The organism is Luteimonas sp. RC10, assembly GCF_014192745.1.
In the GTDB taxonomy this organism is placed as follows: domain Bacteria; phylum Pseudomonadota; class Gammaproteobacteria; order Xanthomonadales; family Xanthomonadaceae; genus Luteimonas.
Genome location: NZ_JACHYJ010000008.1, coordinates 38,590 through 54,711 on the forward strand (window position 1 = coordinate 38,590; position 16,122 = coordinate 54,711).

Genomic DNA, 16,122 nt, shown 5'->3' on the forward strand with positions numbered 1-16,122 from the left:
GAAATCAGCGAAGGACGGTCAGGCGGCCGGTGCAGCCACAGAATGCGCGGGCCAGCGGTCGGCCCACGGCGCTGCGGCTTCGAGTTCGTAGGCCAGTGCGAGCAGCACATCCTCCTGGCCGCGATCGGCGGCGAACATCGCCCCGATCGGCAGCCCGTCGGCAGACATGCCCAGCGGCAGCGAGATCGCCGGCGTACCCGCCATGTTCTGCAGCGGCGTGTAGTCGATCCACGCGAACATCGTCGGCATCAGGGCATCCATCGGCACCTCGGGTGCGAATGTGCCGATCGTCGGCGGCGGCGCACTGACCACCGGCGTCAGCACGACATCGTGGGTCGCGTAGAAGGCCGACAGCTGGCGCGGCAACCCGGCGATCTGTGCGTACACGTCTTCGAGCGCGCGCGTGGGCAGTGCACGGGCGCGCGCGCCCAGCGCCAGCGTCCACGGCTCCAGCGCATCCTCCAGACGGCGTCCGCCGATCAGCGCAGTGGCTGCATCGACGGCGTCGGCGGCCAGGTGCGACCACAGATTCTCGAAGGCCGTCAGGAAGGCGTCGCCGTCGATCGGCCAGCGCACGCGCTCGACCCGATGCCCCAGCGCCTCGCACAGCGAGGCCGTGCGCGCGACCGCGTCGCGCACCTCCGGGTGCGGCGCCGCGCCGCGCAGGCCCTGCTCGATCACGCCGATACGCAGGCGGCGCGCCGACGGTGCACGGACCATCGGACGCCCGGCCTGCGGATGGGTCGTCGCGAAGCCCCAGGCGACATCGCGGACGCTGCGCGCATGCAGGCCGTCGGCCACCAGCAGGTCTTCGACCAGATGGCGGTCGCGTACACGCACGGTGCTGTCGCGGCCGGGCTTGAGGCCGACGACGCCGCAGCACGAGGACGGCAACCGGATCGAGCCGCCGCCGTCGCTGCCGTGCGCGACCGGCACCAGGCCGGCGGCGACCGCGGCCGCCGCACCGCCGCTCGAGCCGCCGGGCGAATGCGCCAGCGACCAGGGGTTGCGGGTCACCGGACCGAGCAGCGGCTCGGTCGACGCGAGCAGGCCGAACTCCGGCATCGCCGACTTGCCGACGGCAACCAGGCCCTGCGCGACCAGACGCTGCACATACGGATGCCCGTGCGCGACCAGCGTGCCGCTGCGACTGCGCGACCCCGAACGCGTCGGCATGCCCGGATAGTCCAGCGAATCCTTCGGCAGCCACGGCACACCGGCCATCGGCGCGCGCGCGTGCGCGCGGTCCAGTTCGGCCGCCTCACGCCGGGCCGGCTCGAACGCGCGATGACTCAAGGCCTGCAACGCAGGATCGAGCGCCTCGATGCGCAGGATCGCCGCGTCGATCAGGCCGGCGGCATCGAGTTGGCCGGACCGCACCAGCGCGGCCTGGTCGTGGGCATCCAGGCGTCCGATGCGGAACGCATCGGACCGGGTCAGCGTGTCGTGATGAGGCATGCAGGCAAGTCGTGTCGAGGGAAGTCAGGCAGCGCGCCGCAACGCGCGATCGCGGCCGTAGAAGCGGTAGAGCAAGGCGCCGAGCACGGCGTAGCCGCCCAGCAGGGCGATCGGCAGCAGGTCGCCGTCGCGGGCCTGCTGCGCGATGTCCAACGCCACCGGCAGCGTCATCGCGAAGCTCAGCACGATCGCCGCGACCGGCACCACGCCGAACCAGATGCCGCCGATGCGCACGCCGCCCAGCGGCACCCGGAAGCGCCCGGGCCGCCCGGTTGGCAGGCTGCGCATGCGGATCAGCGCGATCGCCACGATCGCGAACATGAAGGCGACACCGAAGGAGATCAGGTCGGCCATCACCGAGATCGGCAGCAGCGCGGCGTTGACCGCGGCCAGCGTCGCGAGCAGCAGATTGGCGATCCACGGGCTGTTGCGGGTGGGATGCAGGCGGGCGAACAGGTCGGGCAGCAAGCCGTCGCGCGCCATCGCGTAGCAGACGCGCGAATGCCCGAAGGCATTGGCCAGCAGGACGGATGCCAATCCGGCGAGCGCGCCGATCTTGATCACCACCGCGAACTGCGGCCAGCCGATGCGGTCGACCGCGAGCGCGATCGGATCGGGCACATCGAGGTCGCGGAACGGCACCAGTCCGGTCAACACGATCGCCGCGGCCACGTACAGCGTGGCGCAGATCGCCAGCGAACCGAGGATGCCGATCGGCACATCGCGCTGCGGATTGCGGGTTTCGGCTGCGGCCGTGGAGACGGTCTCAAAGCCCAGGAACGCGAAGAACAGCAGCGCCGCGGCCCGCGCCACGCCCTCCCAGCCGTAGGTGAAGCCCCCCTCGTTGGGCGGCAGAAACGGCGACCAGTTGGCCGGATCGACCGCCGTCGCGCCGGCGACGATGAAACCGACCAGCACCAGCACCTTCACCGCGACGAGCACGGCGTTGGCCAGCGACGAGCGACTGACGCCCAGCGCGACGACCGCACCGGCGGCCAGCGCTGCGCCGGCGGCCACCAGGTTCAGGTGTCCGCTGACCGCCAACGATCCGCCCTCGCCGGTGGGCTGCAGCACGATCGCCGGCGTGGACACCGCCGCCGGCAGCGCGATGCGCAGATCGACCAGCAGACTGGCCAGATAGCCGGAGAACCCCACGGCCAGCAACGACGCTGCCACGCTGAACTCCAGAAACAGCAACCAGCCCAAGGCCCAGGCCGGCCCGATGCCCATCGTGGACTTGCAGTAGCTATAGGCCGATCCGGACTCGGGCACGCTGGACGCCAGTTCGGCATAGCACAGGCCGACCAGCAGGCAGGCCAGACCCGCGATCAGGAACGACACCGTCACCGCCGGTCCGGCGTACAGCGACGCCGCAGTGCCGATCAATACGTACACGCCGGCGCCCAGGATCTGGGCCACGCCCAGCACCAGCAGCGCGCCCCAGCCGAGCCGCGGCTGCAGCCCGGGCGCGGCATCCGGCCGGACCGGCGCGGTCACTGGCGGTCACCGACGCGGTGCGCGATCACGGGCGATGGCGTGCGGGCGCGGCGGGAGGGACGTCGGCGAGCGGTCATGCCGTCGATGCTGTGCGCAACGCGGAGCCGGCGCTTCGCCATCCCGCTCTCCGACTTGGCCGAACAGGCCGCGTTTGCGCCATGCGCTCCCGCGACCCGACCGATGACGCGGCGTGTCAGCGGATCTCGAACGCGAACCGCAGGACGTCGGTCACCGCACGGGCCGGCACGCTGACATGCACTTCGTCCGGGTAGCGATGCAGGCGGACGCGCAGGCCCTGGCCGGACAATCGGTCCAACCGATCGACGAGCGCCCGGGCCGGCTCCGGGTCGTCATCGGTGTCGCGATCGCCGACCACGACCATCAGGCGGCTGGTGCCGGCAATCGCGCCGCTCGCCAGACGCGCGGTGAACGCGCGCTCGTCCTCGAGGATGCCCTGCGCGTTCCATTCCATCGACGGGCTGGCGGCGACGATCGAGTGGAACGCACCGGGTCGTTCGTAGAACGCGTAGAGCGCGAACAGCCCGCCCAGCGAGTGGCCGAACAGGGACTGGCGATCGGGATCGACCCGATGGCGACGGGCGATCTCCTCGCGCAGTTTGCCAGTCAGAAAGTCCAGGAACTGCCGGCGCGCGCCGCTTTCGTACTGCGCCAGCGCGCGCCATTGCCGCGGCGGCGGATCGAGCAACGGCGCGGTGAAGTCCTTGAGCCGGCGCACGTCCCAGGCCGCGTCGCCGGGATAGCCGACGCCGACCACGATCGACTTGCCGACCGGCAGATCATCCTGCACCCAGCGCGCCTGTGCGAACGAGCCGAAGTAAGCGTTGCCATCGAGCACGTACAACACCGGGTAGCCGTCCTCGGGCGCCTCGTCTTCCTTGCCGGCGGGATAGGACACGAAGATCCGGTACACCTCGCCGCTGTCGGCGGCGAGATCCCAGACCTCGGTCGCCGGCATTGTGTAGCCCGTCACCTTCGGCCCCACCGCATCACTGGCTGCCGGCCGGGCCCAGGCTTGCAGGCCACACAGGCACAACGCCACGACGACCATCGCGCCTCGCAGTGCCGCACCGTAGCGCCAACGCAGTCCACACATCTTCGCCATGTCGCGCTCCTGTCTGCTGATCCGTACCCACCGCCGGCGGTAGCCGATCGACGCACTGCGCCGCCCTCGAGCCAGAACGCTCGCCTCGCACGCTGGCGAGCTGGACCATTGATGCAGCCCCGTCGTGCGATGGCAAGACGCCCGAACCGTGCCGGGCTGTTTCGGATAAGCCGCGGACACAATCGGCATGTCCCTAGCGCCAGCGCGCGGCTAGGCTCAGGGCTCGCTCCCGCCGCAGGCCAGGCCTTGACCATTCCGCTTCCCGCCTTCCCCGCCAGCGCACGCGACTGGCTTGCCCATCTGGTCGCCTTCGACACGACCTCGCGCAACTCCAACCTCGCCCTGGTCGAATCGATCGAGCGCTGGCTGGAGACGCTGGGCGTGCGCTCGACGCGGATCCCTGCAGCCGGCGGCGGCAAGGCCAACCTGCTGTTCTCGATCGGACCCGACGTACCGGGCGGCGTCGTGCTGTCCGGACACACCGACGTGGTGCCGGTCGACGGTCAGACCTGGCGCAGCGATCCGTGGACGCTGACCGAACGCGACGGGCGCCTGCACGGGCGTGGGGCTGCGGACATGAAGGGGTTCATCGCCGCCGGCCTGTCGCGCGTGCCGGCCATGCTCGGCGCGCGGCTGACACGTCCGGTCCATTTCGCGCTGTCCTACGACGAGGAGGTCGGTCTGCTCGGCGCGCCCGCGCTGATCGAGGCGTTGATGGCCAACGTGCCCAGACCGCGCCTGGTCGTCGTCGGCGAGCCGACCGGCATGCAGGTGGTCGACCGCCACAAGGGCATCATGGGACTGCGGACCACCGTGCTCGGCCACGAAGCGCATTCGAGCCAGACCCATCTGGGCGTGAGCGCGACCATGGTGGCCGCGCAGTTGATGGCCCGGATCGTGGCGATCGCCGAGCGGCTGGCCACTGCGCCGGCGACCTGCACCGGCTTCGAGCCCGCGCATGCGACGGTCACGATCGGCCTGGTCGAAGGCGGTACCGCGCCCAACATCCTGGCCCGGCGATGCACGTTCGTGTGGGACATCCGCGCCGGCACGCCGGACGAAGCACGCCGGGTCTTCGACGAGGTCGACGTCCTGGCCCAGCGGTTGGGGGCCGATATCCACGCCCGCTTCGAGGACTGCGGCATCGCCACCGAGGTGCTGTCCGACGTGCCGCCGCTGACCGGCGCACTCGACGCGCCGGCGCAGGCACTGATCGCCCGCCTGGCCGGCAGCGACACGCGCCAGGCCGCGTCCTATGTCGCCGAGGCGGGTCTGTTCGAGCGCGCGGGTCTGCCCACGGTGATCTGCGGGCCGGGCTGGATCGCACAGGCCCACCAGCCCGACGAGTACATCGCGATCGACCAGCTCGCCGCAGCGGAAGCATTCATGGATCGCCTGGTCGAGGCACTGTGCGAATGAACGCCCTGCCCGCGTCGCCGCAACGGATCGTCGGCAGTCGCGGCTGGGTCCTCGGCGTACTGACCGCCATCTATCTGGTCAACTTCATCGATCGCCAGATCCTGTCGATCCTGCTGCCGCAGGTCAAAGCGGAGTTCGACCTGTCGGACACCGTGTTGGGTCTGCTGGTGGGACCGACGTTCGCGTTGTTCTACGCCACGATGGGCCTGCCGCTGGCGCTGCTCGCCGACCGCGTCAATCGACGTCGGCTGATCGCCGCGTCGCTGGCCCTGTTCTCGGCGATGACCATTGCCTGCGGCCTGGTCGCGCAGTTCTGGCAGCTGGCGGTGGCGCGGGTCCTGACCGGCGTGGGCGAAGCCGGCACCGGCCCCGCCTCGCAGACGATGATCACCGACCTGTATCCGCCGGAGCGGCGCGCCCGCGCCCAGGCGGTGTACGCCACCGGCGCCAACCTCGGCGTGCTGGTCGCCTTCGCTGCCGGCGGCGCGATCGCCCACGCCTGGGGCTGGCGCGTCGCCTTCATCGCAGCCGGCCTGCCTGGGCTCGCACTGACCCTGGTGCTGCTGGCGACCGTCCGCGATCCCAAGCGCGGCGCGCACGATCCGGCGCGCGCCGAGCAACGGGACGCACCGGGTTTCGCCACGGTGATGGTGCAACTCTGGCGCAGTCGCGCGTTCCGCTACACCGCGCTCGGCGCGTCGTCGACGTGTTTCACCGCCTACGCGCTGGGCAGCTTCTTTCCGCTGTTTCTCGATCGCAGCCACGGCATGTCGACACGCGACATCGGCATCGTCATGGCGCTGATCATGGGCGTGTGCGGCGGGCTGGCAACGTACACGGCCGGGTACTTCGCCGACCGCCTGGGACGCCGCGACCAGCGCTGGTACGCCTACATCCCGGCACTGGCCGCACTGGCGCCGTTGCCGCTGGCGCCGATCTGCTTTCTAGCCCGGGACACCGGCATCGCACTGGCTGCGGCGATCGTGCCGCTGTCGCTGACCGCCGCCTTCATCGGTCCGACGATCGCGGTCGTCCAGCGGCTGGTGCCGCTGCGCAGCCGCGCCACCGCGGTGGCGACCCTGATCCTGATCGACAACGTCGTCGGCCTCGGCCTGGGGCCGCAGTTCGTCGGTCTGGCCAGCGATCTGTGGCGACCGGCGCTGGGCGAGGACTCGCTGCGCTACGCGATGCTGGCCGCGACCACGGGCTCGGCCGTGTCGGTGTTCGGCTTCGTGATGTCGGCCCGGCACCTGCGCGCCGACATCGCCGCGAGCGAAGCCGCCGCGTCGGCATCGAATGGCTAAGCGCCTGTGCTGACCTGCCAAGCGGACCGGGCAGTGCCTGCGTTATCACACGATCGTGACAGGACGCGGATACGCCGCCGACGCACGACATCCTGAAAGGGGACAGGTCGACATGAAGAACGCATCCACCCGCGCCGCGATGCCGAGCGCGCTCGCGCTCGCGCTGCTGGCGACACCGGTTTTCGCACAGACCGCCGACGACACCGGCACGCCGCTGCAAGCCACCGCAACGAGCCCGCAGGCGCGCGAACTGGATGCGGTGCTGGTCGTGGGCCAGCGCGCCAGCCGTGTCAGCAACGGCGCCACCAACCTCGACCTGGACATCAAGGAAACCCCGCAGTCGATCAGCGTCGTGGATCAGACCCAGATGCAGCAGTTCGGTGCCGACAGCCTCGACGATGCCTTGCGCCTGGCCACCGGGATCCAGGTGGAGAAGGTCTCGACCAACCAGACGCAGTACCTCGCGCGCGGTTTCGAGATCAAGAACACCCAGATCGACGGCGTCGGCCTGCCGAACGGCTGGGGCGTGGTCACCAATGCGATGGATGCCTTCGGCTTCGAGAAGCTGGAGGTGATCCGCGGCGCCAATGGTCTGCTGACCGGCGTGGGCAATGCCTCGGGCACGATCAACTACGTGCGCAAGCGGCCCACCAATGACACCCGCGGGCAACTCGGCGTCACCTTCGGTTCGCACGGCCGCCGCCGGTTCGAAGCCGACTACTCGACACCGCTCACCGAGGAGGGAACGTGGGCCGGGCGGATCGTCGCCGCGCGCGAGGACAGCGATTCCTACTTGCGCGACTTCGAAAGCGACCGCAGCTACCTCTACGGCGTCGTCGACGGCCAGGTCGGCGAGAACGGCACGCTGGCCGTCGGCTACGCCTGGCAGCAGGCCGACACCAGCGGCAACATGTGGGGCGCGCTGAGCTTCATCGATACCCAGGGCCGCCAGCTCGAATGGGACCGCAGCGCCTCGACCACGCAGGACTGGACCTACTGGAACTCGACCACCCAGGCCGGGTTCGTCGACTACACCCATCAGTTGGGCGCCAACTGGCAGGCGAAGGTCTCCTACAACTACCGGCTCTACGAGCACGACGCGCAGTTGTTCATGGCCTACTCGCTGTTCGGCATCGATCCGGCGACCGGCACCGGGCTGTACGGCTGGGCCTACAAGAGCCCGTACCAGACCAAGGCGCACCTGGGCGATCTGACGCTCAACGGGCGGTTCACCCTATTCGGCCGCGAGCAGGAAGCCATGCTCGGCATGAGTGCGGCCAGAAGCCGCGGGACAGACTGGTACCACCCGACCGACACCACAGGCCCGGCGTTCGGCGCACTGCCCGGCTTCCCCTACCCCGGCAACGCGATCGGCGAGCCCAGCTGGGGCGAGCGTCGGGTCTACACCACGTTGAACCAGCGCATGACCCGTGTGTTCGGCGCGACCCGCATCGCGTTCACCGACCGCTTCAAGAGCGTCCTGGGTTTCAACTGGGCGCAGTACCAGCGCGATACGACCGACAACGCCGGCGGCGCCTCGGACAACACCGACCGCAACCTCGCGCCGTATGCCGGCATCACCTTCGACTTCAACGACCGCGTGACCGGTTACGCCAACTACTCGTACATCTTCCAGCCGCAGGACGAGGTCGACTACGAGCGCCAGTACTTCGACCCGAGCAAGGGCACGAACTACGAACTCGGGGTCAAGGCCGAATGGCTGGATCGCCGATTGCTGACCACGCTGGCCTGGTTCAGCGCCAAGCAGGCGGGCCTGGCCACCTACGTCGGCACGCGGTTCATGGACGGCTACGCCTACGGCTACTCGCGGCCGGTGGACATCGACTCGCAAGGCTTCGAGTTCGAGGCCTCGGGCCGGATCGGCGAACACAGCGACCTGTTGCTCGGCTACACCCAACTGTCGATGGACGGCGAGGATGGCCGTGACACCTACCGCTGGGTGCCGCGTCGCACCGCGAACCTGCTGCTGAGCACGCGCTTGCCCGGCAATCCGGCATTCTCGGTCGGCGTGGGCGGCCGCTGGCAGAGCCGCATCTCCAACTTCGAAAGCTACGTGACCAGTGCACCGGTGCGACAGGGCGGCTACACGCTGTTCAACGCCTTCGCCGCCTGGGACATCGCCCCCGACCTGACGCTGCGCGCCAACGTCAACAACATCGGCGATAAGAAGTACATCCAGAGTCTGTACTCGGTCAGCTACTACGGCGCGCCGCGCGAGTACGCGATCAGCCTGGACTGGCGCTTCTGAGGCTGGGCGCGCCGGGCGGACCGGCGCGCGTCATCCACCTGTGACGCCTGGCCCGCATCCGGGCATGCCGCAGGCGGCAGCGCGTGACCCGCTGCTCACGGCGGATCGGGCGTGGCCGCGCGCACCGGCGTCGTCCAGGACCGCAGCCGCGTGGGCACATGCCGCACCAGGGCCGGATGGCGTCCGATCGCGCGATCGACCTCCGCGATCTCGCCATCGCGCACATGCGCGTCGAGGAAGGTGAGGACCAGGTCGCCGATCGCCGACAGCGCCGCGTCGCCGTCCAGTTCGCCGACGCGCGCCTCGCGCTCGGGGCCATCGAGCAGGGCGACGAGATCGGTGAATCCGAGGTGGCGCGCCCCCTGCAGGCGGACGCGGACGACATCGCTGTCGCGCGCGGCATCGCGCCATCGTGCATAGGCCAGATCGTTCGGGCTGAAGTCGGTATCGCGCGACTGGCCCGCGAGCAGACCATAGCGTGTCCAGTCGCTGAGCATCAGCAGCAGCGGGCGATCGACCGGGCCGTCGTAGAGCGCCGGGTCGAAGTTCTGGCCGTCGAGGTTGACCGCCGCGCGGCAGACGGCCACCAGCCGGCAGCTCGTGGCCGCGGTGGCGCCGCCGAACGACATCCCGACAAAGGCCAGACGCCCGAGATCTGCACCGGCCAACACGTCGTGCAGCGCCTCGGGGGACCGTCCGTCGCGCAGGTGCTGTGCCACCGCCAGGGTGTCGTCGCGCCAGTCGGCGAAGGACCGTCCGATCCGCGTCGCGGGCAATGCGTCGGCGTAGATCGGAAGCGCCTCGCGCAGCTGTTGCCGGTCCGCGCCGCCCGCCAGCACCTGCAACGTCTTCGCCAGCCGCGGATCGTCGCCCTCGACGCCGAGGCGGGTCTGGACGACGCGACCGTCATCCAGGCCGATGTCGGCGGCATCGCCCGGGTGCGCGATCGAGACGACGATGTAGCCGTGACTGGCCAGGTGCATCGCAAGCGCGGTGTTCTGCGAGGGATACAGGAAGAAGCCGTGACTGAACACCACCAGCGGGAATCCCGCCGGGCTGTGCGCCGGCGGCGCCCCGGGATGCACGTCCACGCGGACGGTGGCCAATGCGCGCAGATCGTCCTGGGCATAACCGAAGTTGCGGGCGATGGCCGGCAAGGTCGTGGCCAGCGCTGCGCCGTCGAGGTACGTCGGCGCAACGGCGGCACGCGCCGCGACCGCGTGCGCCGGATACCAGACCACCGCCGGCAGCAACCGGGGGCCACTCTCGGTATCGCCCGTATCGAGCGTTCGCGTGCGATCCACGAACTGCGTCTGCATCGTGCCGACGGCGTATCCGCCGTCCGGAGACGGCAGGCCCGCGGCGGTGGCGGTGCTCGTGGCGGTCGCGAGCAGCGTCGCGACCGCGAGGGGTGTCAACAAGTGCCGCATCGTGCTGTCTCCGATCGATCGCGCGTTCGTAAGGCGCGACATCCGCTAGTTCACCCGTCCCGCCACGCCCTCGCATGACGGCGAAGCAGTCGCACCCCGGGCCGCCGACGCGCGCACCAGGGTCGGACAGGTCCCGAATGCCAGTTTGAACGCACGCGTGAAGCTGCCCGGGCACTCGTAACCGCATTCGATCGCGATGTCGATCATGGGCATGTCGCTCTTGCTGACCAGGGTCAGTGCCTTCGACAGCCGCACCTGCTTGTAGACCTGCCCCACACTGCCCCGGAACAGCCCCTGGAACCCGGCCTGCAGCTTCTTGACCGTCATGCCGACCGCCGCCGCGAGTTCCGATACGCTCAGCGGCTCGTCGAGATTGCGCTCGATCAGTTGCCTGGCGAGCTTGACCTTGTCGACCTCGATCCGCGACAGCACCGGACCGCCATCGGCGTGGCCACTGGCATGCGCACGGATCACCGCACAGATGATCTCGATCGCCTTGGCAATGAGATAGAGCCGCCGCAGCTCGCCCTGCTCGGCGCACTCGAAGGCCTGGTGCGCGGCGACGCTGGCGGCGCTGCCCAGCGGCACGTGGCGTAGCCCGGTCGGCGTCCGATGCAGGATGTAGTCACGAAACAGGGCCGGCAGCGCAGCCGCGTCCACGCCCAGGACATCGCGTACGCGGTCGCGGCGCAGGAAGATCGACACCCAGCGCAGGGGCCGGTCGGGTTCGTAGACGGTGCGCACCGCATCGCCGCTGGACAGGCCGTAGAACGTGCAGAAGCCGTGCGCCAGCGCATCGTCATCACGCTCGTCGCCGGCACAGATCGTGCTGCGCCCTTCGATCCAGGCGCAGAACACCAGGTGGTCGTCGTGGCGATGCAGCCGCGAGAGCGGACGCGCGGCGCGGAAATCGACGATCGCCATCGACAGCGCATCGTTGAGTTGGTGGAACACCCATCCGCCATCGCCCACGGCGGCATCGTAGCGGTGCCTGAAGCCATGGCCGGCCGCCAGCGGCTCGCGCCAGCCTTCGTGCACCACGGCACTGCGCCAGTGCGCCAGGTCCGAGGCCTGCCCGGCGCAGCCGAGCATGTCTTCGATCGTGCGCTCGTCGAGGATCATCGGTCATCACCTCCATGCCTGGCCGAGCGCCGGGCGTCATGCCCGCGTCGAACCGGTAGGCCATCCGCATCCAGCAGTCGGCGGAAACTCCGCGGTCGGTCGTGAAACCGACAGGACCCGTCGTGGACGAACGGCTCGCAGCGCGTGGGCGCCGGCGTGGCCCGGGCGGTTTCGGTGAAGTCGCCGCCCCGATCGGCATCTTGGCCGCCACGCCCCGGGACTACGCTTGCGAACACCTTCCATCGGTGCCTCGATTCTTGGCCATCATCCTTTCAGTCCATACCCGCATGAGAAGCCGGCGCGAGTCGGCTGTCCAGAGCCGGCGCGCCGGACGCGATTTCGGATATGTCGTTGTTTCGACAGGCAAACGCCAGGTTTGCGCGCAACATCGCAGCGTCGCGGACGCTGCAAACGCGCGCGCAGCGCGTCGCGACACGGACAATGCGCGCAGTTGTCCCGGCGACCGCGCGACGCACGACCCGGCGAGCGGGCGGCCGACGCCGTTGTCGTTCTGCGGCGCAGCGGCGAGACTCGTGGCATCCGCTTCGTCCGATGCCCGCCATGCCCCCGAAAGACACGCTCGACCGGATCGACCTGAGGATCCTGCAGGTCCTGCAGGAAGACGCCCAGACCAAGAATCGCGACCTGGCCAACCGGGTTGCGTTGTCGCCCAGCGCCTGCCTGCGCCGGATCCGCGACCTGGAAGCCCGGGGGCTGATCACCGGCTACCGGGCCCACGTCGCGATCGACCGCATCCGCACTGCGACGATCGTGATCGCGCAGGTCTCCTTCGAGCGGCATTCGGCCGGCCGGTTCGTGGACTTCGACGCCTGGGCCCAGCGCACCCCGGAAATCGCCGAATCGATCCGTATCAGCGGGCATTACGACTACCTGCTGCGGGTGGTGGTCAGCGATCTGCACGACTGGAAGCGGATCATGCGCGACATGACCGATGGCGACTTCGGCGTGGAGAAGATCGTCTCGAGCTTTCTGATGGAGGAGATGAAGGCCTTCAAGGGCTATCCGCTGACGCCGGCCACCGGCTGAGTCCGGCGACCCGGCCCGTCCCGGGAGGTGCGCGATGACCGCGAGCGCGCCGCAGGCGCGCCGTGGACCGCTGGCCGGGCTGCTGGTCCTGGACATCACCCGCGTCGTTGCCGGCCCCTACTGCGCGATGATCCTGGCCGACCTCGGTGCGCGGGTCATCAAGATCGAGCACCCGGAGGATCCCGATTACGTCCGCGAGTTCCCACCGCTGGTCGGTCAGGGCGACGCACGTTTCAGCGCCTTCTTCGCGCAGTACAACCGGCACAAGGAGGGCATCACCCTCAATCTCAAGCACGAGGCCGGTCGCGCGCTGCTCAAACAGCTGGCGACACGGGCCGATGTGCTGGTGGAGAACTTCCGTCCCGGCACCATGGCACGCTTCGGGGTCGGCTACGAGGTACTGCGCGAGCTCAATCCGCGGCTGGTCTACGCGGCGATCAGCGGCTTCGGCCAGACCGGTCCGAATGCGCGCAAGCCCGGCTTCGACAACAGCGGCCAGGCCACCGGCGGCCTGTGGTCGATGAACGGCTTCGCCGACCGCCCACCGGTCCGGGTGGGCACGATCATCGGCGATGTGTCGGCGACGCTGTTCGCCACGATCGGCGTGCTGGCCGCGGTGCGCGAAGCCGAGCGCAGTGGTCAGGGGCAACTGGTCGATGTTTCCCAGCAGGACTCGGTGCTCGCATTGACCGAGAACGCGGTGGTCAAGTACACAGTCGACGGCGAGATCGCCGCGCCGCTGGGCAACGATCATCCCTTCGTCAGACCCTACGGGCAGTTCCCATGCCGGGACGGCCACGTCTTCTTCGGCGGCTACAACGACAAATTGTGGGCGCTGTCGTGCCGGACATTCGGTACGCCCGAGCTGATCGACGACCCCGAGATCGACACCATGGCCAAGCGCTTCGACCCGCAGGTGTACGCGCACCGGGTGAAGCCGGTGGTCGAAGGCTGGTTCCGCGATCGCGACAAGGCCGAACTCGAAGCGATGGCCGGCGACGACATCCCGCTGTGCGCGGTGAAGAACATCCGCGAGGTGGTCGAGGACCCGCACATCGCCGCGCGCGACATGGTGGTGAATGTCGAGTATCCCGAAGGCCGGGTCGGCATGTTCGGCACGCCGATCAAGCTCTCGCGCACCCAGGCCGAGGTCCGCGGCCGCGCGCCGCGGCTGGGCGAACACAACGCCGGGGTCTATGCCGATCTGCTCGGCATCGATGCCGAGGAACTGCAACGTCTGAAATCGCTGGGCGCGGTGTGATGTACCGCGCATCGACAGGAGACCACTGATGGCCATTGCCTACGAGGTGTCGGACGGCATCGCGATGATCCGGTTCGACCGGCCCGACAAGCTCAACGCGCTGACCCTGGCGATGTATCAGGCGTTGGGCGAGGCATTCGTCGCCGCCCGCGACGACCCACGCGTGCGCGTGGTGATCCTCACCGCCAGCGGCCAGCGCGCGTTCTGCGTTGGGGCCGACCTCGGCGAGTCGATCCCCGCCTTGATGGAGGACCGGTTCGACATCTCGCAATGGGATGACGCCCACCTCAAGAATCTGCGGCTCTACAAGCCGGTGCTGTGCGCGATCAACGGACTGTGTCTGGGCGGCGGCTTCGAGATCATGCTGGGCACCGATATCCGTATCGCGGCCGAGCATGCCAAGTTCGCACTGCCCGAGCCGTCGCTGGGCATCGTGCCGGCCGGCGGCACCCTGGTGCGGCTGGTCCGGCAGATTCCCTATGCGCACGCGATGGAACTGCTGCTCACCGCCAACGGCTTCAGCGCACACGAGCTGCTGGCCAAGGGGTTGATCAATCGCGTCGTGCCGGCCGCCGATCTAATGCCGCAGACGCTGGCGCTGGCCGAGCGGATCAAAGCGCTCAGCCCCGGCGCGCTGGCCGTGATCAAGGAGTCGGCCCAACGGCTGGTCGACCTGCCCGAAGCCGAGGCCTTCGCCGAAGAAGCGCGGCTGGGCCAGCGCGCCTTCACCAGCGCCGATGCGCGGCGCGGCCTGGCTGCGTTCGCAAAGAAGCAGACCCCGGTTTTCGACTGATCCGGGCCGCTGCGCCCACCCCGACGCCACCACGTCCGGTCTGCCCGCGCGCGTCTCGGTGCGCCCCGCGCCAGGGTCGCCGGGCCATCCGATCTCCACGCCCATCGTCTCCAGGACCACCATGAACGCTAGCAGCCGCATTCCCGGTTTCTACAAGCTCGACCCCGACAGCCGTTTTCGCAAGATCGTCGAGGTCAGCGGCCTGCCCGCCGAGCACCTGCACGCGATGCGGCACACCGATGCCGGCATGGCGTCGATCGCCGACCGCATGATCGAGAACGCCATCGGCACCATCGCGATCCCGCTGGGCGTCGCGGCCAATTTCCTGATCGACGGCCGCGACCACCTGGTGCCGATGGCGACCGAGGAGCCCTCGGTGGTCGCGGCGGCGAGCAATGCCGCGCTGGTGGCCCGCGAGCGCGGCGGGTTCCACACCTCCAGCATGGCGCCGGTCATGATCGCCCAGGTGCAGGTGCTCGATGTCGCCGATCCCCAGGCCGCGAGACTGCGCCTGCTCGAGGCCCGCGACGAACTGCTCGCGCTGGCGAACGCACAGGATCCGTTGCTGGTCGAACTGGGCGGCGGCGCGCGCGACATCGAGGTGCGGCTGGTCGAATCGGCGGACTTCCGCGCCGTCGTACTGCACCTGCAGGTCGACGTGCGCGATGCCATGGGCGCCAATGCGGTCAATACCATGGCCGAGGCGCTGGCGCCGCGGATCGCGGCGATCGCGCGCGGCCGCAGCCTGCTGCGCATTCTGTCCAACAAGGCCGACCTGCGCCTGGTGCGGGTGCGCGCGGTGTTCGATGCCGACAAGCTGGGGGGCGAGGCCGTGGTCGAGGGGATCGTCGAGGCGTACCGCTTCGCCGCCGCCGATCCCTACCGCGCGGCGACCCACAACAAGGGGATCATGAACGGCATTTCCGCAGTCGTGCTGGCGACCGGCAACGATACCCGCGCGATCGAAGCCGGGGCCCATTGCCACGCCTGCCGCGACGGTCGCTACACGTCGCTGTCGCACTTCGAGAAGGACGCCGACGGTCACCTGGTCGGCAGCCTCGAACTGCCGCTCGCCCTGGGCCTGGTCGGCGGCGCGACCCGGACCCATCCCACCGCTCAGGCAGCGGTGAAGCTGCTGGGCGTCCGCAGCGCCAACCAACTGGCCGAGATCACCGCCGCTGTGGGGCTGGCGCAGAACATGGCCGCGCTGCGCGCGCTGGCGACCGAAGGCATCCAACGCGGCCACATGTCGCTGCACGCGCGCAACGTCGCCGTCGCCGCCGGCGCCGCCGAGCACGAAGTCGCCGCGCTGGCCGCCCGACTGGCGGCCGACGGCCACGTCCGCCAGGACCGCGCGCAGCAGTTGCTCGCCGAACTGCGCGCCGGCGCGTAAGCGGGT

The 16,122-nt window shown here is 69.6% G+C and carries 12 protein-coding genes; 7 read left to right on the forward strand and 5 right to left on the reverse strand.

Annotated elements, in window-relative coordinates; translation table 11 throughout:
- Nucleotides 1-18: 18 nt before the first annotated feature.
- The 3 genes from FHW73_RS14175 to FHW73_RS14185 form a co-directional block, all read right to left on the reverse strand.
- Nucleotides 19-1,458 carry an amidase family protein gene (locus FHW73_RS14175; protein ID WP_183427408.1) on the reverse strand — a complete coding sequence of 480 codons (1,440 nt, stop codon included), beginning with the start codon at nucleotides 1,456-1,458 and terminating at the stop codon, nucleotides 19-21.
- 24 nt (nucleotides 1,459-1,482) lie between these two features.
- A complete protein-coding gene (locus tag FHW73_RS14180; protein WP_183427409.1) occupies nucleotides 1,483-2,955 on the reverse strand; it encodes an amino acid permease in 1,473 nt (490 codons plus the stop codon).
- A gap of 193 nt (nucleotides 2,956-3,148) precedes the next feature.
- Entirely contained in the window at nucleotides 3,149-4,078 is a 930-nt protein-coding gene (locus FHW73_RS14185; RefSeq protein WP_183427410.1) for an alpha/beta hydrolase-fold protein, read from the reverse strand.
- A gap of 246 nt (nucleotides 4,079-4,324) precedes the next feature.
- On the opposite strand from FHW73_RS14185, the gene argE reads away from it, so the two are divergent.
- The 3 genes from argE to FHW73_RS14200 all read left to right on the forward strand — a co-directional run bounded on the left by argE (nucleotide 4,325) and on the right by FHW73_RS14200 (nucleotide 9,070).
- Nucleotides 4,325-5,497, forward strand: a complete 1,173-nt coding sequence (gene argE / locus FHW73_RS14190; RefSeq protein ID WP_221187574.1) for an acetylornithine deacetylase — start codon at nucleotides 4,325-4,327, stop codon at nucleotides 5,495-5,497.
- Entirely contained in the window at nucleotides 5,494-6,801 is a 1,308-nt protein-coding gene (locus FHW73_RS14195) for an MFS transporter (protein WP_183427411.1), read from the forward strand. The genes argE and FHW73_RS14195 overlap by 4 nt, the downstream gene beginning before the upstream one ends.
- 112 nt (nucleotides 6,802-6,913) lie before the next feature.
- The gene (locus tag FHW73_RS14200; RefSeq protein WP_183427412.1) at nucleotides 6,914-9,070 is read left to right on the forward strand and encodes a TonB-dependent siderophore receptor; all 2,157 of its coding nucleotides are present in this window, start codon (nucleotides 6,914-6,916) and stop codon (nucleotides 9,068-9,070) included.
- Between the two features lie 95 nt (nucleotides 9,071-9,165).
- Here the strand turns inward: FHW73_RS14200 and FHW73_RS14205 are convergent, their stop codons facing one another.
- Together FHW73_RS14205 and FHW73_RS14210 are read right to left on the reverse strand one after the other, a co-directional pair.
- The gene (locus tag FHW73_RS14205; RefSeq protein WP_183427413.1) at nucleotides 9,166-10,491 is read right to left on the reverse strand and encodes a hypothetical protein; all 1,326 of its coding nucleotides are present in this window, start codon (nucleotides 10,489-10,491) and stop codon (nucleotides 9,166-9,168) included.
- A 54-nt stretch (nucleotides 10,492-10,545) separates the two neighbouring features.
- A complete protein-coding gene (locus FHW73_RS14210) occupies nucleotides 10,546-11,622 on the reverse strand; it encodes an AraC family transcriptional regulator (RefSeq protein ID WP_183427414.1) in 1,077 nt (358 codons plus the stop codon).
- Between the two features lie 561 nt (nucleotides 11,623-12,183).
- On the opposite strand from FHW73_RS14210, the gene FHW73_RS14215 reads away from it, so the two are divergent.
- From FHW73_RS14215 to FHW73_RS14230, 4 genes are all read left to right on the forward strand, one after another.
- Nucleotides 12,184-12,669, forward strand: coding sequence for an Lrp/AsnC family transcriptional regulator (locus FHW73_RS14215; protein WP_183427415.1), 486 nt, complete (start codon nucleotides 12,184-12,186; stop codon nucleotides 12,667-12,669).
- Between the two features lie 34 nt (nucleotides 12,670-12,703).
- A complete protein-coding gene (locus FHW73_RS14220; protein ID WP_183427416.1) occupies nucleotides 12,704-13,930 on the forward strand; it encodes a CoA transferase in 1,227 nt (408 codons plus the stop codon).
- A 28-nt stretch (nucleotides 13,931-13,958) separates the two neighbouring features.
- The gene (locus FHW73_RS14225) at nucleotides 13,959-14,723 is read left to right on the forward strand and encodes an enoyl-CoA hydratase/isomerase family protein (RefSeq protein WP_183427417.1); all 765 of its coding nucleotides are present in this window, start codon (nucleotides 13,959-13,961) and stop codon (nucleotides 14,721-14,723) included.
- Nucleotides 14,724-14,844: 121 nt separating this feature from the next.
- Entirely contained in the window at nucleotides 14,845-16,116 is a 1,272-nt protein-coding gene (locus FHW73_RS14230; RefSeq protein WP_183427418.1) for a hydroxymethylglutaryl-CoA reductase, degradative, read from the forward strand.
- The last annotated feature ends 6 nt before the right edge of the window (nucleotides 16,117-16,122 follow it).